This window comes from Paraburkholderia sp. SIMBA_054, from assembly GCF_046534875.1.
In the GTDB taxonomy this organism is placed as follows: domain Bacteria; phylum Pseudomonadota; class Gammaproteobacteria; order Burkholderiales; family Burkholderiaceae; genus Paraburkholderia; species Paraburkholderia hospita.
In genome coordinates this window covers 133,792-152,322 of sequence record NZ_JAWRXV010000009.1, presented here as the reverse complement: position 1 = coordinate 152,322, position 18,531 = coordinate 133,792, and the positions used below count along the sequence as shown (strand labels likewise).

Sequence of the window (18,531 nt, the reverse complement as noted above, 5' to 3'; positions counted from 1 at the left end):
CAATCGAGGCGAACGAAGATGAACTACGAGACCAGTCAACGCGCGGTGCATATGCCCGCAAACGCGTTCCCGACCGAGGCCTTCGGCGATGCAGCCGACGCCGTCACGCGCCTCTCGGCCATCTATGAAGCGAACACGTCGTTCCTGCGCGATGCGTTCGCGCGCTATCGCCGCAACGAACCGTTCGACCGGCGCGTGAGCGCCTGCTATCCGTTCGTGCGCGTGCGCACGGAGACCAACACGCATGTCGACTCGCGCCGCTCGTATGGCTTCGTCGCGGGTCCGGGTGTGTTCGAAACCACGGTGACGCGGCCCGATCTGTTCGGCAATTACTATCGCGAGCAATTGCGGCTGCTGGTGAAGAACCATCATGTTTCGGTCGAAGTGGGTGTGTCCGACCAGCCAATTCCGATTCACTTCGCGTTCGCCGAAGGCATTCACCTCGAAGGCGATCTGGATCGCGAGCGACTGCTGGCGATGCGCGATGTGTTCGACGCGCCCGATCTCGCGCTGCTCGACGACCGCATCGTCAACGGCACGTACGAGCCGCTGCCGGGCGAGCCGCATCCGCTCGCGCTTTTTACGGCGGCGCGGGTCGACTTTTCGCTGCACCGGCTCAAGCACTACACGGCGACTTCGCCGACGCATTGCCAGAACTACGTGCTGTACACGAACTATCAGTTCTATATCGACGAGTTCGTGAAGCTTGGCCGCACGATGATGACGAAGACCGACGACGCCGATCTGCGCGCGTACCGCAGCGAGTACACGTCGTTCGTCGAGCCAGGCGACGTGATTACGTACAACGCGAATCTCGGCGAGCAGGAAGACGAGGGCCATGCGCCGCCGCGCCTGCCGCAGATGCCCGCGTATCACCTGAAGCGCGCGGACGGCAGCGGCATCACGATGGTCAATATCGGCGTCGGCCCGTCGAATGCGAAGACGATCACCGATCACATCGCCGTGCTGCGTCCGCATGCGTGGATCATGCTCGGGCACTGCGCGGGGCTACGCAATACGCAGCGTCTTGGCGACTACGTTCTTGCGCACGGCTATGTGCGCGAGGATCACGTGCTCGACGACGATCTGCCGCTGTGGGTGCCGATTCCGGCTTTGGCCGAAGTGCAGGTTGCGCTCGAACGAGGGGTAGCGCAGGTCACGCAGCTCGACGGCGCCGAACTCAAGCGCGTGATGCGCACGGGTACGGTGGCGAGCGTCGATAACCGGAACTGGGAATTGCGCGATCATCGCGAGCCGGTGCTGCGTTTGTCGCAAAGCCGGGCTATTGCGCTCGATATGGAAAGCGCGACTATCGCCGCGAATGGGTTCCGGTTTCGGGTGCCTTACGGCACCTTGCTGTGCGTGTCGGACAAGCCCTTGCACGGCGAACTGAAGCTGCCGGGCATGGCCGACCAGTTCTATCGCGCGCAGGTCGATCAGCATTTGCAGATTGGCGTGAAGGCGATGGAGATTCTGCGCACCAACGGCTTGCACAAGCTGCATAGCCGGAAGTTGCGGAGTTTTGCGGAAGTGGCGTTTCAGTAGGGGTTTGTGCGGGATCGGGGGCCTGGCGCGCCGTGAGCGGTCGTGCAGGGCTTTGACCATGTGCGCTGTCATCTGCGCCGGGTTGAAGTCGGCCTGCCGCTGCGGAGTTTGCTGGTGTTTGCGCTGGCATCCGCGCTTTGTTAGCGTGCTTCAAGCGTCGCCCCTGTGCGGGGCGGCACCTACTTTTCTTTGCCGCCGCAAAGAAAAGTAGGCAAAAGAAAGCGGCTAACACCGCTAATTCTTGTACCTGCCTGAGGGCCCCCAACCGGTCCCACGCTTCACGCGGCGGCGAACCTGTTCGCGTGCGTTGCCAACGTTCTCTCTATACGCCTCACCCGCTTCATCTACCCGCGTCACAGCACGCCGTGCCAGATATTCCACCGCCGCCCAGGTGGCAAACTATGTGTAGGTTGTCGTACCGCACAGGTTAGCGCTCTTACCAGAAACACCGATCTGCTACCCAGTCCGGAGTGATGCGCGAATGGCACGAAAGCCTACACACAGTTTGCCACCTGGGCGGCGCAAACCATTCGCTGCCGCCAGCTCTGGTGCGGGTGTGCGAAGCGGGTGAGGCGTCAATTCAAAGCGTTGGCAACAAACATGAGTCACGTGGTTGCCGTGTGAAGTGTGGGACCGGTTGGGGGCCCTCAGGCAAGAAGAAATGTTGGCGGTGTTAGCCGCTTTCTTTTGCCTGGCGGTTTCAAAGGCTAAGTGCAACAGCGGGGTTGATCGCAATATCCTGTTCCGCGCATTTTTCCATAAAAGCTTCTGCAGGGGTCTTCCAGCCGAGCGTCTTGCGCGGACGGATGTTCATGCGCATCGCGATCAGGTCGAGCTGGCGCTGCGAGAACACGGAGAGGTCTGTGCCTTTGGGCAGGTACTGGCGCAGCAGACCATTGGTGTTCTCGCAGATACCGCGTTGCCAGGGGCTGTGCGGATCGCAGAAGTAGATACGGATACCGGTGGCCTCGGCAAGCTTTTTATGTTCTGCCATTTCCTTGCCCTGGTCGTACGTCAGGGTCTGGCGCAGTTCTGCCGGCAGCGGCGCGAACGCCGCACTGTAGGCATCAAGCGCCGCCTCGGCGGTGCTGCCATCAATCTTCACCAGCATCACGAACAGGGTGCTGCGATCAATCAGGGTCCCCACGGCCGAACGGTTGCCCGCACCCTTGATCAGATCGCCTTCCCAGTGGCCCGGAATCAACCGGTCGTTGGCCTCGGGCGGGCGCACATGAATGCTCACCATGTCGACGAGCTTCCCACGGCGGTCCTGCCCGCGTGTGCGCGGCTTGCGCGTGCTACGCCCCTGCCTGAGCAGGGCAACCAGTTCACGCCGCAATGCGCCACGCGGCGCGGCATAGATGGCGTGGTAGATCGTTTCGTGCGAGACGTTCAAGGCAGGTTCTTCGGGATGCACACGTTCGAGTTGGGCGCACACCTGCTCAGGCGAGAGGCCGCCTTCCAGGTATTGACGTACCTCGGCCCACAATGGTCCGTCAGGATGCAGCTTGCGCTCACAGCGCGGCTTGCGCCGCAGCCTTGCCGCCCGGCGGCCCGCGTTCGCGGCATTGTAGCCGCCAGCGATAGCGGGACGTCCCATTGGACCTCGCTCATGATCCGGCTTCCAGCCATTGCGCCTGAGTTCACGGCTGATCGTGGCTGGCGAACGCCGTAACACACGTGCAATCTCCCGCGTACTCTTGTTCTCCTGCTTCATTGCAAAGATAGCACCGCGCTCCTCGGCACCAAGGTGTTCGTATTTTTGTCCCATGCAACACATCCTAAATGAAGTGTTGCACTTGATCCTTGAAACCGCCCCTACTTTTCTTTGCGGCGGCAAAGAAAAGTAGGTGCCGCCCCGCACAGGGGCGACGCGTGAAGCACGAAGACATAACGCGGATGCCAGCGAAAACACAAGCAAACCAAACCAAAGCGTCAAGACATAACTCCCATGCCGATATAGCGCATTCACTTCACACGTACGCCAGCCCAACAAGCCCCACAACCGCCCCGCCTCCCAGCAACCACAACGGGTGAATACGCGTCTTGAACGCGAGCACCGCGCATGCGCCTGTAATGACCCATGCGAGCCACGACGTATCCGACGACTGCGCGATCAGCAGCGCGCTCGCCGCGACCAGCCCCGCCGTCACGGGCACCAGACCTTTCTGCGCGACGCGCCGCCACGGACGGTCCTTGAAGCGGTTCCACGCGTGCATCGCGAGAATCGTCACGATCGACGACGGCCCGAACTTCGCCACCGATGTCACCAGCATTCCCGCCCAGCCCGCTACGTGCCAGCCGACGAGTGTCACGACCATCATGTTCGGACCGGGCGCGGCCTGCGCGAGTGCGAACAGCGCGCTGAACTCGCTGGCGGGCATCCAGTGATGCACTTCGACGACCTGCCGCTGCATCTCCGGCAGGATCGTATTGCCGCCGCCGAAAGCGAGCAGCGACAGCTGGCTGAAGATGACGGCAAGAGCGATCAGCGTTTCCATCATTTCGACACCTCGTTCGGCTGTGACGACGCGGCCGCCGCTTCGGCTTTAGCCACGCGCGACGCGAGGAAGATGCTGAGCGGCGTCAGCACGAGCATCGTCGGCAGCAGCGGGAAGCGCAGCAGCGCAATCGCGACGAAGCCGAGCGCGGCGATCGCCGCGGCACGCGGATCGTGGCGCAACGGCATCAGGATCTTGACGGCCATCGCGACCAGCAATCCCGCCGCAGATGCTGCCAGTCCAGCGAACAGATGCTTGATGTGCGGATCGTTCTGCGTGTGCTCGTAAAGCACGCCGAGCGCGATCACGACCAGCGACGGCCCGGCGATCAGACCGAGAATGCCAGCGAGCGCGCCGCGCAAGCCCCGAAAGCGCATACCGAGCGCTACCGACAGATTGATCACATTACCGCCCGGCAGGAACTGGCACAGGCCGAGCAGATCGGTGAATTCGGCGGCCGTAAGCCAGCGGTGCCGGTCGACGATGGTCCGCCGCGCGAGCGGCAGCGCGCCGCCGAACGACGTCAGGCCGAGGCCCAGAAAGCCCATGAAGATTTCGCGCGTGGTCGGAGCGGGCGCGTGCTCCGGCGCGTCGGGGTGCTGATCCATGACGTTCACTATCCAGTACAAGCCGTGAAGGTTAACGCCGTTTGCCGATCGCTCAAAACGATTTCTTGGGCAAGTCTTTGTGATCTAGAATCACAAGGATGAACCGCAAGCTTCCCCCTTTTCCGGCGCTGCGCGCCTTCGAGGCCGCGGCCCGGCACAACAGCTTCACGGCAGCCGCCGATGAATTCCATGTGACGCACGGTGCAATCAGCCGGCAGGTGGCTGCGTTCGAGGCGTGGGTCGGTGTGCAGGTGTTTCATCGCAACGGCAAGCGCGTGCGGCTCACGGAAGATGGCCGGCGTTATCTGTCGAAGGTGCAGGACGCGTTCGACAGCATCGCTACCGCGACCGATCAGTTGCGCGACACGGGCGTCGTGCATGTGCTGCGCGTGAATGCGCTGCCCACGTTCGCGATGAAGTGGCTGTTGCCGCGTCTGTCGCAGTTTCAGCGGATGGCGCCGAACGTCGAGCTGAGGCTCGCGACATCGAACGAGCCTGTGGAGATGCTCGACAGTTTCGACGTCGCCGTGCGGCGCGGGCCCGCGCACTGGCCGAATTGCGCGAGCGGTCAGTTCCTCGACGAAAGCGAGATTCCCGTGTGCAGTCCGGCGCTGCTGCAACGCCTGCCCATCCACACCGCCGACGATCTCGCGCGCCATGTGCTGCTGCATTCGGATACGCGGCCGGACGCGTGGCATCACTGGTTGCAGACAGCGGGCGTCAAGGCGAAGTGCCGCAAGAAACAGTCGTTCGACCATTTCTATCTGGCCTTGCAAGCGGCCGTCGATGGGCTGGGCGTCGCGCTCGGTCCAATGCCGCTGCTCGATGACGAACTCGCGTCAGGCCGGCTGGTCACGCCGCTGGAAGGACCGCGCATCGATGCGCGCGGTTACTGGTGGGTCGCGCGGCGCGAGGTGGCGAATGCGCCGCTCGTCGAGCAGTTCTGCCGTTGGCTCGAAGCGCAGGCGAGGGAAACGAAGCAAGATAACGCGCAAGAAAAAACGCGCGGCAAGGAGCCGCGCGTCGTGACGCGATAGCGCGCATCGCGGACGCGCCTTCTATACAGCACGCATCCGGGACGCAATCGCGTCAGAAGCTCACAGATAGAACATCCGGTCTTCGTCCGACTTCGGCTGTTGTTCGGGTTGTTCCTCGCGCTCTTCATAGAACGCGAGCACCGCTTCGAGCACCTGGTCGGGATCGTCGATCACCTGCATCAGGTTCATGTCGCCGGGATTGATGAGGCCCATCGGCACCAGTTGCGATTCGAACCAGCCCAGCAGTCCCTTCCAGAACTCCGCGCCGACAAGAATGATGGGCACGTGCCGCGACTTCTTGGTTTGAATCAGCGTGAGCACTTCGGCCAGTTCGTCGAGCGTGCCGAATCCACCCGGCATCACGATCACGGCATCCGAGTTCTTCACGAACGTGACCTTGCGCGTGAAGAAATGACGGAAGCGCAGCGAGATGTCCTGCCACTGGTTGCCCGACTGCTCGTGCGGCAACTCGATGTTCAGGCCGACCGACGGCGCCTTGCCTGCATGCGCGCCCTTGTTGGCCGCTTCCATGATGCCGGGGCCGCCGCCGGAGATCACGGCAAAGCCCGCGTCGGACAGTTTGCGCGCGATCTGCGTGGCCAGTTTGTAGTAAGGCGAGTTCGGTTTCAGACGCGCCGAACCATAGATGCTCACGGCCGGGCGGATCTCCGACAGGTACTCGGTCGCCTCGATAAACTCTGCCATAATCGTGAACATCTGCCACGATGCGCGGGCCTTCTTGGCTGTTGCGCGCTCTTGATCTGCGAGCGATCGCAGACTCGGAATCACTTTTCTCTTAGTCATAATGCCTGAAGAACAGAACCTGGAAGGTAAGACCCTGCTATTGGTTGACGGTTCGAGTTATCTGTACCGGGCCTACCACGCGATGCCTGATTTGCGCGGTCCCGATGGTGCGCCAACGGGAGCGCTCTACGGGATCATCAACATGCTCCGTCGTATGCGCAAGGAGGTTACGGCAGAGTATAGCGCGTGCGTGTTCGATGCCAAAGGCAAGACGTTTCGCGACGACTGGTATCCGGAATACAAGGCGAACCGTGCGTCGATGCCCGACGATCTCTCGAAGCAGATCGAACCGATTCACGTCGCCGTGCGTTCGCTCGGCTGGCCGCTCCTGATGATCGAAGGCGTCGAGGCCGACGACGTGATCGGCACGCTCGCGAAGCGGGCCGAGGCGCGCGGCATGAACGTGATCGTATCCACTGGGGACAAGGATCTGGCGCAGCTCGTGACGGATCATGTCACCCTCATCAATACGATGACGAACGAGAAGCTCGACCGCGAAGGCGTCGTGGGCAAGTTCGGCGTACCGCCCGAGCGCATCGTCGACTATCTGTCGCTGATCGGCGATACCGTCGACAACGTGCCAGGCGTCGAAAAATGTGGCCCGAAAACCGCGATCAAATGGCTTACGCAATTTGAAACCCTTGATGGCATCGTCGCACACGCGGATGAAATCAAAGGTGCGGTAGGAGACAATCTGCGACGCGCGCTCGATTTCCTGCCGATGGCACGAAAGCTCGTCACGGTGGATACGGATTGCGATCTGACGGAACAGATCAACTCGTTCGAAGAAACGCTTGCTACTCGCCCCGAATCGCGCGAAGAACTGCGCGACGTGTTCACGCGTAGCGGCTTCAAGACGTGGCTGCGCGAAGTGGAAATTGCTGATGCCGTCGAAGGGCCCGAGACGGACGTGCCGCCCGCGCCGACTGTCGATGGCGAGCACGAGTACGACACCGTGCAGACGTGGGAGCAGTTCGACGCGTGGCTCGACAAGATCAACGCGGCTGACATTACTTCGTTCGATACCGAAACCACGTCGCTCGATCCGATGACGGCGCAGATCGTCGGCGTTTCGATCTCGGTCGAAGCGGGCAAGGCCGCGTATATACCGCTTGCGCATCGCGGACCGGATGCGCCCGTTCAGTTGCCGCGCGACGAAGTGCTCGCGAAGCTCAAGCCCTGGCTCGAAAGCCGCGACAAGAAGAAGGTCGGCCAGCATCTGAAGTACGACGAGCAGGTGCTCGCGAACTACGGCATCGTGATGGACGGCATCGAGCATGACACGCTGTTGCAGTCGTACGTACTCGAATCGCATCGTCCGCATGACATGGACAACCTGGCGCTGCGTCACCTCGGACTGAAGACGATCAAGTACGAAGACGTCGCGGGCAAGGGCGCATCGCAGATCGGCTTCGACGAAGTCGCGCTCGACAAGGCCGCCGAATACGCAGCCGAAGACGCCGACATCACGTTGCGTCTGCATCAGACGCTGTATCCGCAGGTCGCCGCGGAAGCGCAGCTCGATCACGTGTACCGCGACATCGAAGTGCCGACCTCGCGCGTGCTGCGCAAGATGGAGCGCAACGGCGTCTTGATCGATGCGGAAAAGCTGCGCGTGCAAAGCAACGAGATCGCGACGCGTCTCGTCGAACTCGAAAAACTGGCGTATGAATTCGCAGGCGGTGAATTCAATCTCGGCTCGCCGAAACAGATCGGGCAGATCTTCTTCGAGAAGCTCGAATTGCCCGTCATCAAGAAGACGCCCAGCGGCGCGCCGTCTACTGACGAAGAAGTGCTGCAAAAACTCGCGGAAGACTATCCGCTGCCAAAGGTCCTGCTCGAACATCGCGGCCTGTCGAAGCTCAAGTCGACATACACCGACAAGCTGCCGCGCATGGTCAACGCCACCACGGGCCGCGTGCATACGAACTATGCGCAGGCTGTTGCCGTGACGGGCCGCCTGGCATCGAACGATCCGAATCTGCAGAACATTCCTGTGCGTACAGGCGAAGGCCGCCGTATTCGCGAGGCGTTCATCGCGCCGCCGGGACACAAGCTGGTGTCGGCGGACTACTCGCAGATCGAGCTGCGCATCATGGCGCATATCTCGGGTGACGAAGCGCTGCTGCGCGCGTTCAAGCAGGGCGAGGACATTCACCGCGCCACGGCTTCCGAAGTGTTTGGCGTGACGCCGCTCGAAGTATCGAACGATCAGCGGCGTATCGCCAAGGTCATCAATTTTGGCCTGATCTACGGCATGAGTTCTTTCGGTCTCGCGTCGAATCTCGGCATCACGCGCGATGCGGCGAAGCTTTATATCGACCGCTATTTCGCGCGCTATCCGGGCGTCGCCGCGTATATGGAGAACACGCGGACGAGCGCCAAGATGAAGGGTTATGTCGAAACCGTGTTCGGCCGCCGCCTGTGGCTGCCCGAGATCAACGGCGGCAACGGCCCGCGCCGTCAGGCGGCGGAGCGCGCCGCGATCAACGCGCCGATGCAAGGCACGGCCGCCGATCTGATCAAGATGTCGATGATCGCGGTGCAGAAGTGGATCGAGGAGTCTGGCATCGGCACGCGCATGATCATGCAGGTGCACGATGAACTGATTCTCGAAGTGCCGGAGGACGAACTATCCGACGTACGTAAGCGCTTGCCGGAACTGATGTGCGGCGTCGCGCAACTGAAGGTGCCGCTCGTCGCCGACGTGGGCGCGGGCGCAAACTGGGAGGAAGCGCACTGAGCGCACATCGAGGCTTGGGAGGGCGCACTGACATGTCAGTCATGCTTTTCATGCCACACTGACACAACATTGTTGCTTCTTCAGGTCAATGGGATAACGTCGCTCGCATGTCACAGTTATGTTTTGACAGGCTTGTGACTTGTCCCATTGCTCGCCGACAATCGACACTACGCGATTACACAGCGGCCGCACGCGCGCCGCATCGACGCACAGCTTTATCGGTCAATACGGAGAGTTCTGATGCATCGTTTTGTCGTCGTAGGTGGAGGCGCGGGAGGCCTGGAGCTGGCGACACGGCTCGGCGATCGCTATGCGCGCAGAAAGCGCGGCGGTGAGCCGCGCGCGCAGGTGACGCTGGTCGATCGTAATCCGACGCATATCTGGAAGCCGCTGCTGCACGAGGTGGCGGCGGGCAGCATGGACCCGTTCACGCAGGAACTCGAATATGCGGCACAGGCGCGCTGGCATGGCTTCGAATTCCAGCAGGGCGAACTGGTGGCGCTCGATCGCACGGCGAAGTCCATCAGGCTTGGCCGCGTGCTCGACGACGACGGCGCCGAACTGCTCCCCGAACGGGCTCTCGAATACGACACGCTGGTGATTGCGATCGGCAGTACGACGCATTTCTTCGGCGTCAAGGGCGCGCCTGAATATTCACTCGCGCTCGATACCGTTCACCAGGCCGAACGCTTCCGCAAGCGCCTGATCGCCGCCTGCATGCGCGCCGAGCATCAGGCGCACGAACCCGTCGAAACGAATCCCGGCACGACGTCGACGGAGCCGCGCATCCAGGTCGCGATTGTCGGCGGCGGCGCGACGGGCGTCGAATTGTCGGCGGAACTGCGCAATACGGCGCAGGTGCTGTCCGCCTATGGGCTGCACAAGCTCGATCCGCGCCACGATGTCGGCATCGTGCTGATCGAGGCCGGGCCGCGCATTCTCCCGGCTCTTCAAGAACGCGTATCGACGGCCACGTCCGAGCTGCTGCAAAAGCTTGGCGTGAAGCTGATGGTCGGCGAGACGGTGGCGGAAGTCGCGCCGGGCGTCGTGCGCACGGCAAGCGGCAAGACGGTGCGCGCCGATCTGACCGTGTGGGCGGCGGGCATCAAGGCGCCAGCCGTGCTGAGCCAGCTCGACGGCCTGCCCGTGAACCGGCTTGGCCAGCTCGAAGTGCGTCCCACGCTGCAGACCATGATCGATGACAACGTCTTCGCGCTCGGCGATTGTGCCGCGTGTGCGTGGCCAGGCAACGAACGCAACGTGCCGCCGCGCGCGCAGGCCGCGCACCAGCAGGCGAGCTTCCTGCTGCGGGCGCTTGGCAACCGGCTCGAAGGCCGGCCGCTGCCGGAGTTCACGTATCGCGACTTCGGCTCGCTGGTGTCGCTCGGGCACTTCAGCGCCGTGGGCAATCTGATGGGCGGCGTGATCGGCGGCAATATGCTGATCGAAGGGCTGTTCGCGCGCTTCATGTACATGTCGCTGTACCGGCTGCATATCGCCGCGCTGCACGGCTATGCGCGCATGGTGCTCGATACCTTCGCGCACTGGCTGCGGCGGACCACGCTGCCGCGCGTCAAGCTGCACTGAACCATCATTGAACCTTCGTTGATCGATATCGATGCTTCTGCAACAGGATGCGCTTTGCGCGTATCCTGTTGGCTCCTTGCCGTCTACCCATTCCAAAAGAGGAGCACAGCATGTTGAAGCCAGAAGTCGACAGTCTCGTTCCCCATGTTCCCTTCGACCGGCGCACCTTCATCAAGGCGGCGCTCGGCACTGGCTTCGCGGCATGCGTGCTGCCCGTGTCCGCGCAGACGATCCATACGGACAGCGAAGGCCTCGAGGCGGGCGAAGTCGGCATCAAATCGGGCGATACGCTGGTGCCCGCTTATCGGGCGCAGCCGAAGGGCAAGACGCATCTGCCCGTGATCATCGTGGTTCACGAGGCGTTCGGCGTGCACGAACATATCGCCGATGTCTGCCGGCGCTTCGCCAAGCTTGGCTATCTTGCGATCGCGCCCGACCTCTTCGAGCGGCAGGGCGACCCGAACGCGTATCCGACGATCCAGCAATTGAACGAGCAGATTCTCAGCAAGGTGCCCGATTCACAGGCGATGGCAGACCTCGACGCGACCTTCAAATGGGCAGGCGAGCATGGCGGCGACGTGAACAAGGTCGGCATCAACGGCTTCTGCTGGGGCGGGCGCATCGCGTGGCTCTATGCGGAGCACAATCCGCGGCTGAAGGCGGGCGTGGCGTGGTATGGGCGCGTGGCCGGCAATCAGACGCCGATAACGCCTGCCAATCCGATCGACCGTGTGTCGGATCTGCAGGTGCCCGTGCTGGGGCTATACGGTCGGCAGGACCAGAGCATCCCGCAGGACTCGCTCGACAAGATGAAGCAGGCGATCGCGCAGGGGCCGCAGGCGGGGCGCGGCTCGGAGTTCGTCGTGTATGACGACGCGGGGCATGCGTTCTTTGCGGATTATCGGCCGAGCTACAAGCAAGCCGATGCCGAAGACGGCTGGCGCCGCACGCTTGCGTGGTTCAAGGCGCACGGCGTCGGTTGAGTTTTGGCTCGCGTCTGCGCCGCCGGCGATCGTCGGCAGCGCAGACAAAAAGCGGTTACGGATTCGGTCCCGTCGCCACAGGCCGCGACGTATCCGAACTCCATTCGCTCCACGACCCGGCATACAGCGCCGCGCCATGCAGCCCGGCGATTTCCATGGCCAGCGCGTTGTGGCAAGCGGTGACACCCGAGCCGCATTGCAGCACCACATGCTCGGCGGACACGCCTGCGGGAATTACCGCGTTGAAGTCGTCGCGCAGCGTGTGCGCGGACTTGAAGCGGCCGTCCGCGGTCAGGTTGTCCTTGAAGAAGCGGTTGCGCGCGCCCGGAATGTGGCCGCCCACGCGATCCAGCGTTTCGTTCTCGCCGCGATAGCGGTCAGCGGCACGCGCGTCGATCACCACGCGTTCCTTCGTGCCGATGTTGCGTTCCACGGCCTGCGCATCGACGGTCACGGCCAGCGGCGCGCCCGCCTTGAAGTCGCCGCTCGCCTGGGGCGGCGCGTCCTGCGTCAGCGGGTGGCCAGCCGCTTCCCACGCCTGCAGCCCGCCGTCCAGCAGCGCGACGGAATCGTGACCCAGCCAGCGCAGCAGCCACCACAGACGCGCGGCGTACATGCCGCCTTGCGCGTCGTACGCGACCACTTGCTGGCCTTGCTTGAGGCCGAGTGCGCCGAGACGCTCGACCAGCTTCTGACGGTCCGGCAACGGATGACGTCCGTTGCTGCCCGTCTTCGGTCCGGACAGATCGCGGTCCAGGTGCAGATAGTGCGCTTGCGGCAGATGGCCCGCCGCGTAGGCTTTTTCGCCGGAGTCGGTATCGGCGAGATCGAAACGGCAATCGACGATGAACACGCTGCCCGGCGCGGCGGCCAGACGTTCGGCGAGATTGCCTGCGGAGATCAGCGTGGTGTAGTGAGTGTGTGGCATGACGGCTCCTGAGAGACTGACTTCGGCAGCGCCGAACGATATCTCTAGTCTAAACAAAAATGACGGGCCGAAGCCCGTCATTCCTTGTATGAAGCCGTAGATGCCGCTCGCGGCGGCTCGATCAGACCGTGCCGAGCTCGCGGCGCAGGAACTCGTGGAAGTGCTGCATGCCGTCTTCCATCGGGCTCTGATACGGACCGACCTGCGATTCGCCGCGATCCAGCAGCGCGCGGCGTCCGGCGTCCATGCGTTCGGCGATTTCGTCGTCTTCGCGCGCCGTTTCCATGTACGCGGCGCGCTCCGCTTCGACGAAGTCGCGCTCGAACAGCGCGATTTCCTCAGGGTAATAGAACTCGACGACGTTCGTCGTCTTCTGCGGTCCGCGCGGAATCAGCCATGACACGACGAGCACATGCGGATACCACTCGACCATGATGCCCGGGTAGTACACCATCCAGATCGCGCCGAACTCGGGCATCTTGCCGTCGCGGTAGCGCAGCACTTCATCGTGCCACTTACGATACGTCGGGCTGCCCGGACGTGCGAGCTGGTTGTGCACGCCGACCGTCTGCACGCTGTACCAGTCGCCGAACTCCCACTTCAGATCGTCGCAGTTGACGAAGCTGCCGAGGCCCGGGTGGAACGGCACGACGTGATAGTCCTCCAGATAGACCTCGATGAAGGTCTTCCAGTTGTAGTCGCACTCGTGCACTTCGACGTGATCGAACATGTAGTCCGTGAAGTCGAAGTGCTTCGCCGTGCCGAGACGTGACAGGTCTTTCGCGACGTCGCGGCCCTGCGTTTCGAACAGCAGGCCGTTCCAGCTTTGCAGCGGAGTGGCGCCGAGATTCAGGCAGGGGTTGTCGGCGAAATGCGGCGCGCCGAGCAACTGGCCGTTCAGGTCATAGGTCCAGCGGTGCAGGGGACAGACGATGTTCTCCGTCTGCCCGCGGCCGTTCAGCATGATCGCCTGACGGTGGCGGCACACGTTCGACAGCAGTTCGATCTGCGACTGCTGGTTGCGGACGAGCACACGCCCCTCGCGTTCGCTAGGCAAGGCAAAATAGTTACCCGCTTCGGGAACCATGAGTTCGTGCCCGACGTAGCGAGGACCTTTCTTGAAAAGGGTTTCGAGTTCGCGCTCGTGGAGCGCCGGGTCAAAGTAAGCCGTGACTGGCAGCTGGCTGTGAATAGCCTTGAGCTGCAATGCATTGCTCAGATTGGACATTCCCACTCCCGATGAAGACGTGAAAGCAGTGAACAACCCAACCATCGAAGATTCGATTTAGGGAGCCCGCGATTATACCCGTTTCCCCCTCCTTGGGGCGCTTAAGTACCTGATTTGGGTTAAAAATGTCGGGGAAGCTCGCGATTTCGCCACGCAAACGTTGGATTTATTTCTATCGTCTAAAGTGTTGCGCAACGGCCGTGCCGATACCCATTGGTGGGCTCACAGGTCGAAAATCTCGCTTTTGCCGTAGAATGTTCGACTTGTTTTAATTTTGCGACGATTCATGGCGAAGACGGCTTCCACGGATACGGCTGGTTTGTCCCCCACCAGCACCGAAGGTTCCGACAATTCACCGCTGCCCGAGAGCTACGAGGCAGCGCTGGCGGAACTGGAGGGGCTCGTTGGGCGCATGGAGGGCGGCAGCCTCAGTCTGGAAGAGTCGCTTGCGGCTTACCGGCGCGGCGCCGTGCTCGTGGCGTTCTGCCAGCAGCAACTCGAAAAGGTGGAGCAGCAGGTGCGCGTCCTCGATGGCGAAACGCTCAAGCCGCTTCCCGTGAACACAGCAGGTACAACCGCTGCCGACAGCGGAGACGATCTATGACCTTCGAACAATGGATGCGCTCGGTGCTGGACCGGGTAGAGGGCGCACTCGAGCAATATTTGCCGGCGGACTCGACCGAGCCCGCCCGGCTGCATGAAGCCATGCGCTACGCCGTGCTGGGCGGCGGCAAGCGGGTGCGCCCGCTGCTGTGCCACGCGGCGGGCGAGCTGACGGGCGCGAAGGCCGAGTGCCTCGACGCGGCATCGGCGGCGCTGGAGATGATCCACGTCTATTCGCTCGTGCACGATGACATGCCCTGCATGGACGACGACGAACTGCGCCGCGGCAAGCCCACGGTACACGTCAAATATGACGAAGCGACGGCACTGCTGGTCGGTGACGCGCTGCAGTCGCAAGCTTTCGTTGCGCTGACATCGGATGTGCTCGCACCCGCGCAGCAGGCCGCGCTGGTGCGCGAACTGGCGCTCGCGAGCGGCTCGATCGGCATGGCGGGCGGCCAGGCGATCGATCTGGCGAGCGTCGGCCACACGCTGACGCGCCCGCAGCTCGAAACGATGCACCGTCTGAAGACGGGCGCGTTGCTGCGCGCAGCCGTGCGGATGGGCGCGCTGACAGGCGAGACGCCGGACGCCAAGGCGCTGCAGTCGCTGGACGCCTATTCGGCGGCTGTGGGTCTCGCGTTTCAGGTCGTCGACGACATTCTCGACGTCACGACCGATTCCGCGACGCTCGGCAAAACGGCTGGAAAGGACGCGAAGGACGGCAAGCCGACCTACGTGTCGATCATCGGGCTCGACGCTTCGCGCGCGCTGGCTGCGCAGCTGCGCAGCGACGCGCACCAGGCGCTTGCACCTTTTGGCGCCCGCGCGCAGCGGCTCGCCGAGTTGGCTGACCTCGTGGTGAACCGGGTTAGCTGATGTAGCTGTAACGCGAAAGCCCGCCGCCCGCACAAGACTTCTCGGGTGTGCGCGAACGAAGTGCGGGCGCGTAAGTTTTCCTACAATGGAACGACGATGTACGACTTGCTGAAAACCATTGACGACCCCGCGGACCTGCGCCGCCTTGATCGCCGCCAGTTGCAACCGCTTGCCGACGAGTTGCGTGCCTTCGTGCTCGACAGCGTGTCGCAGACGGGCGGCCACCTGTCGTCCAACCTCGGCACGGTCGAACTGACGATCGCGCTGCACTACGTGTTCGACACGCCGCGCGACCGCATCGTCTGGGACGTGGGTCATCAGACCTACCCCCACAAGATTCTGACGGGCCGCCGCGACCAGATGCACTCGCTGCGCCAGTTGGGCGGCATCTCGGGCTTTCCGAAGCGCGACGAGTCGCCGTACGACACGTTCGGCACCGCGCATTCGAGCACGTCGATCTCGGCGGCACTCGGCATGGCGATCGGCAGCAAGCTGCGCGGTGAAGACGCCTACTCGATCGCGGTGATCGGCGACGGCGCGATGACGGCGGGCATGGCCTTCGAGGCCATGAACAACGCCGGCGTCGAAGACGACGTGCCGCTGCTCGTCATCCTCAACGACAACGACATGTCGATTTCGCCGCCCGTCGGCGCGCTGAATCGCCATCTCGCGCGTCTGATGTCGGGCCGCTTCTACGCGGCCGCGCGCGCCGGCGTCGAACGCGTGCTGCGCCACGCGCCGCCCGTGCTCGACCTCGCGCGCAAGCTCGAAGAACACGCGAAGGGCATGATCGTTCCGGCCACGCTGTTCGAAGAGTTCGGCTTCAACTACATCGGACCAATCGACGGCCACGATCTCGACTCGCTGATCCCGACGCTGCAGAACATCAAGGAACTGCGCGGTCCGCAATTCCTGCACGTCGTGACGAAGAAAGGCCAGGGCTACAAGCTGGCGGAAGCCGATCCCGTGCTGTACCACGGCCCGGGCAAGTTCAACCCGGCCGAAGGCATCAAGCCTTCGACGACGCCCGCCAAGAAGACCTACACGCAAGTGTTCGGCGAATGGCTGTGCGACGCGGCTGAGCTGGATTCGCGCGTGGTCGGCATTACGCCGGCGATGCGCGAAGGCTCGGGCATGGTCGAATTCGAAAAGCGTTTCCCGGATCGCTACTACGACGTCGGCATTGCCGAGCAGCACGCCGTCACGTTCGCGGGCGGCCTGGCGACGGAAGGGCTCAAGCCCGTCGTTGCGATCTACTCGACGTTCCTGCAACGCGGGTATGACCAGCTGATCCATGACGTCGCGTTGCAGAATCTGCCCGTTGTGTTCGCAATCGATCGCGCGGGCCTCGTCGGCGCGGACGGCGCGACGCACGCGGGCGCGTACGACCTCGCGTTCCTGCGCTGCATCCCGAACATGACGGTGATGGCGGCGTCGGATGAAAACGAGTGTCGCCAGATGTTGTACACGGCGCTGCAGCAGCCGAACCCGACGGCCGTGCGTTATCCGCGCGGCGCGGGCACGGGCGTCGCGACGGTCAAGCAGATGGCCGCGCTTCCGCTCGGCAAGGGCGAAGTCCGTCGTCAATCGACGCAGCCGGCCGGCAAGCGCATCGCGATTCTCGCGTTCGGCACGATGGTTGCGCCTTCGCTCGCGGCAGCGGAGCAGCTGGACGCGACGGTCGCCAACATGCGCTTCGTGAAGCCTATCGACGCCGATCTGGTGCGCGAGCTGGCCGAGACGCACGACGCCATCGTCACCGTCGAAGAAGGCTGTGTGATGGGCGGCGCGGGTTCGGCGTGCGTGGAAGCCATGATGGAGAGTGGGGTTATCCGACCCGTACTACAATTGGGCCTTCCCGATCGCTTCATCGATCACGGAGATCCGGCGAAGCTGCTGGCGTCGTGTGGCCTGGATGCTGCGGGCATCGCGAAGTCCATCCGCGAGCGATTTGTGGAGCACGCGAGCGGCAAGTCGGTCAAACGCGTCGCTTAACATAGCGGGCCGCCGGAACAAAAAGGCGGCTCGTTGCATCTACTCCAATATGAATCGGCGGGTCGCGTACCCGCCGGGCTCCGCCGGCGCAAGCCGGCGGTTGTCATTTTGCGCGTCGATTCGCGCTGCCAGTTGAGGACAAGAACATGAACCAGATGAACCCCGCCTTCGTGATGCCTGACGTGCAGAGCACGGTCGACACCCGCCAGATTCCGATTCAGCGGGTCGGCGTGAAGGCGGTGCGTCATCCGTTGACGGTTCGCACGCCGGACGGCAGCGTGCAGCCGACTATCGGTACGTGGAATCTCGATGTTCATTTGCCTGCCGAGGTGAAGGGCACGCATATGTCGCGGTTCGTCGCGTTGCTTGAAGAGAACAAGGCGCCGTTGGATTCTGCTGCGTTTCGCGCGATGCTTGCGGCGATGCTCGAGAAGCTTGAAGCGCCTGCGGGCCGTATCGAGGTGTCGTTTCCGTATTTCGTCAACAAGACGGCGCCTGTGTCGGGCGTGCAAAGTCTGCTGGACTACGAAGTGACGTTGGCGGCCGATTCGCGCGATGGCGCCACGCGGTTGTTTCTTAATGTTCTGGTGCCTGTCACCAGCCTGTGCCCGTGTTCGAAGAAGATCTCGCAGTATGGCGCGCATAATCAGCGCTCGCATGTGACGATTAACGCTGAGTTGATCGAGGACGTGCCCGTCGAGGATTTGATCCGTATCGCGGAAGAAGAGGCTTCGTGTGAGTTGTGGGGGTTGCTCAAGCGGCCTGATGAGAAGTTCGTTACCGAGCGTGCTTACGAGAACCCGAAGTTCGTTGAAGACTTGGTGCGCGATGTCGCGCAGCGGTTGAATGCTGATAAGCGGATCGTTGCTTATGTGCTCGAAGCGGAGAACTTCGAGTCTATTCATAATCATTCGGCTTATGCTGTGATTGAGAAGAGGGCTTAAGGTTTTTTTGTCTGCGACGGCTGTTGGGTTTGCTGGTGTTTTTGCTGGCATCCGCGTTTTGCCTTCGTGCTTCAAGCGTCGCCTCTGTGCGGGGCGGCACCTACTTTTCTTTGCCGCCGCAAAGAAAAGTAGGCAAAAGAAAGCGG

The 18,531-nt window shown here is 62.7% G+C and carries 15 protein-coding genes; 9 read left to right on the top strand and 6 right to left on the bottom strand.

The genetic code is table 11. The features are described 5' to 3' along the window. The first annotated feature begins 18 nt into the window (after positions 1-18). The gene (locus tag SB822_RS13605) at positions 19-1,545 is read left to right on the top strand and encodes an AMP nucleosidase (RefSeq protein WP_410854910.1); all 1,527 of its coding nucleotides are present in this window, start codon (positions 19-21) and stop codon (positions 1,543-1,545) included. A 700-nt stretch (positions 1,546-2,245) separates the two neighbouring features. On the opposite strand, the gene SB822_RS13600 is transcribed toward SB822_RS13605, so the two are convergent. From SB822_RS13600 to SB822_RS13590, 3 genes are all read right to left on the bottom strand, one after another. Beyond that, positions 2,246-3,316: an IS30 family transposase gene (locus SB822_RS13600; protein WP_079483546.1), complete on the bottom strand. Its 1,071-nt coding sequence runs from the start codon at positions 3,314-3,316 to the stop codon at positions 2,246-2,248. 202 nt (positions 3,317-3,518) lie between these two features. After that, positions 3,519-4,049: a chromate transporter gene (locus SB822_RS13595; protein WP_410854909.1), complete on the bottom strand. Its 531-nt coding sequence runs from the start codon at positions 4,047-4,049 to the stop codon at positions 3,519-3,521. Next, entirely contained in the window at positions 4,046-4,654 is a 609-nt protein-coding gene (locus tag SB822_RS13590; RefSeq protein WP_009771549.1) for a chromate transporter, read from the bottom strand. Before SB822_RS13590 ends, SB822_RS13595 begins: the two co-directional genes overlap by 4 nt. Positions 4,655-4,752: 98 nt before the next feature. Here SB822_RS13590 and SB822_RS13585 point away from each other — a divergent pair, with 98 nt between their 5' ends. Next, positions 4,753-5,691, top strand: a complete 939-nt coding sequence (locus SB822_RS13585; protein ID WP_410854908.1) for a transcriptional regulator GcvA — start codon at positions 4,753-4,755, stop codon at positions 5,689-5,691. Between the two features lie 60 nt (positions 5,692-5,751). Here SB822_RS13585 and SB822_RS13580 read toward each other — a convergent pair whose 3' ends face one another. Further along, positions 5,752-6,495, bottom strand: coding sequence for a TIGR00730 family Rossman fold protein (locus SB822_RS13580; protein ID WP_007733054.1), 744 nt, complete (start codon positions 6,493-6,495; stop codon positions 5,752-5,754). Position 6,496: 1 nt separating this feature from the next. On the opposite strand from SB822_RS13580, the gene polA reads away from it, so the two are divergent. From polA to SB822_RS13565, 3 genes are all read left to right on the top strand, one after another. After that, positions 6,497-9,238: a DNA polymerase I gene (gene polA, locus SB822_RS13575; protein ID WP_410854907.1), complete on the top strand. Its 2,742-nt coding sequence runs from the start codon at positions 6,497-6,499 to the stop codon at positions 9,236-9,238. A 240-nt stretch (positions 9,239-9,478) separates the two neighbouring features. After that, on the top strand, positions 9,479-10,825 hold the full coding sequence (locus SB822_RS13570; RefSeq protein WP_086915295.1) for an NAD(P)/FAD-dependent oxidoreductase: 1,347 nt from the start codon (positions 9,479-9,481) through the stop codon (positions 10,823-10,825). A 110-nt stretch (positions 10,826-10,935) separates the two neighbouring features. Further along, a complete protein-coding gene (locus tag SB822_RS13565) occupies positions 10,936-11,808 on the top strand; it encodes a dienelactone hydrolase family protein (protein ID WP_007733047.1) in 873 nt (290 codons plus the stop codon). Between the two features lie 55 nt (positions 11,809-11,863). Here SB822_RS13565 and SB822_RS13560 read toward each other — a convergent pair whose 3' ends face one another. Then, positions 11,864-12,736 (bottom strand): sulfurtransferase, encoded by an 873-nt coding sequence (locus tag SB822_RS13560; RefSeq protein ID WP_079487734.1) that lies wholly within the window; start codon positions 12,734-12,736, stop codon positions 11,864-11,866. 121 nt (positions 12,737-12,857) lie between these two features. Next, a complete protein-coding gene (locus SB822_RS13555) occupies positions 12,858-13,964 on the bottom strand; it encodes an aromatic ring-hydroxylating oxygenase subunit alpha (RefSeq protein WP_009771554.1) in 1,107 nt (368 codons plus the stop codon). A gap of 286 nt (positions 13,965-14,250) precedes the next feature. On the opposite strand from SB822_RS13555, the gene SB822_RS13550 reads away from it, so the two are divergent. The 4 genes from SB822_RS13550 to folE2 all read left to right on the top strand — a co-directional run bounded on the left by SB822_RS13550 (position 14,251) and on the right by folE2 (position 18,385). Further along, positions 14,251-14,568 (top strand): exodeoxyribonuclease VII small subunit, encoded by a 318-nt coding sequence (locus tag SB822_RS13550; RefSeq protein WP_007733039.1) that lies wholly within the window; start codon positions 14,251-14,253, stop codon positions 14,566-14,568. Then, positions 14,565-15,446 carry a polyprenyl synthetase family protein gene (locus SB822_RS13545; protein ID WP_007733037.1) on the top strand — a complete coding sequence of 294 codons (882 nt, stop codon included), beginning with the start codon at positions 14,565-14,567 and terminating at the stop codon, positions 15,444-15,446. The genes SB822_RS13550 and SB822_RS13545 overlap by 4 nt, the downstream gene beginning before the upstream one ends. A 96-nt stretch (positions 15,447-15,542) precedes the next feature. After that, positions 15,543-17,441 carry a 1-deoxy-D-xylulose-5-phosphate synthase gene (gene dxs / locus SB822_RS13540; protein WP_007733035.1) on the top strand — a complete coding sequence of 633 codons (1,899 nt, stop codon included), beginning with the start codon at positions 15,543-15,545 and terminating at the stop codon, positions 17,439-17,441. A 146-nt stretch (positions 17,442-17,587) separates the two neighbouring features. After that, positions 17,588-18,385 (top strand): GTP cyclohydrolase FolE2, encoded by a 798-nt coding sequence (folE2, locus tag SB822_RS13535; RefSeq protein ID WP_410854906.1) that lies wholly within the window; start codon positions 17,588-17,590, stop codon positions 18,383-18,385. The last annotated feature ends 146 nt before the right edge of the window (positions 18,386-18,531 follow it).

Excerpts from the sequence above, each read along its gene's own strand:
- SB822_RS13605 (WP_410854910.1), top strand. The coding sequence starts at position 19 with ATGAACTACGAGACCAGTCAACGCGCGGTGCATATGCCCGCAAACGCG.
- SB822_RS13600 (WP_079483546.1), bottom strand. The coding sequence starts at position 3,316 with ATGGGACAAAAATACGAACACCTTGGTGCCGAGGAGCGCGGTGCTATC.
- SB822_RS13595 (WP_410854909.1), bottom strand. The coding sequence starts at position 4,049 with ATGATGGAAACGCTGATCGCTCTTGCCGTCATCTTCAGCCAGCTGTCG.
- SB822_RS13590 (WP_009771549.1), bottom strand. The coding sequence starts at position 4,654 with ATGGATCAGCACCCCGACGCGCCGGAGCACGCGCCCGCTCCGACCACG.
- SB822_RS13585 (WP_410854908.1), top strand. The coding sequence starts at position 4,753 with ATGAACCGCAAGCTTCCCCCTTTTCCGGCGCTGCGCGCCTTCGAGGCC.
- SB822_RS13580 (WP_007733054.1), bottom strand. The coding sequence starts at position 6,495 with ATGACTAAGAGAAAAGTGATTCCGAGTCTGCGATCGCTCGCAGATCAA.
- polA (WP_410854907.1), top strand. The coding sequence starts at position 6,497 with ATGCCTGAAGAACAGAACCTGGAAGGTAAGACCCTGCTATTGGTTGAC.
- SB822_RS13570 (WP_086915295.1), top strand. The coding sequence starts at position 9,479 with ATGCATCGTTTTGTCGTCGTAGGTGGAGGCGCGGGAGGCCTGGAGCTG.
- SB822_RS13565 (WP_007733047.1), top strand. The coding sequence starts at position 10,936 with ATGTTGAAGCCAGAAGTCGACAGTCTCGTTCCCCATGTTCCCTTCGAC.
- SB822_RS13560 (WP_079487734.1), bottom strand. The coding sequence starts at position 12,736 with ATGCCACACACTCACTACACCACGCTGATCTCCGCAGGCAATCTCGCC.
- SB822_RS13555 (WP_009771554.1), bottom strand. The coding sequence starts at position 13,964 with ATGTCCAATCTGAGCAATGCATTGCAGCTCAAGGCTATTCACAGCCAG.
- SB822_RS13550 (WP_007733039.1), top strand. The coding sequence starts at position 14,251 with ATGGCGAAGACGGCTTCCACGGATACGGCTGGTTTGTCCCCCACCAGC.
- SB822_RS13545 (WP_007733037.1), top strand. The coding sequence starts at position 14,565 with ATGACCTTCGAACAATGGATGCGCTCGGTGCTGGACCGGGTAGAGGGC.
- dxs (WP_007733035.1), top strand. The coding sequence starts at position 15,543 with ATGTACGACTTGCTGAAAACCATTGACGACCCCGCGGACCTGCGCCGC.
- folE2 (WP_410854906.1), top strand. The coding sequence starts at position 17,588 with ATGAACCAGATGAACCCCGCCTTCGTGATGCCTGACGTGCAGAGCACG.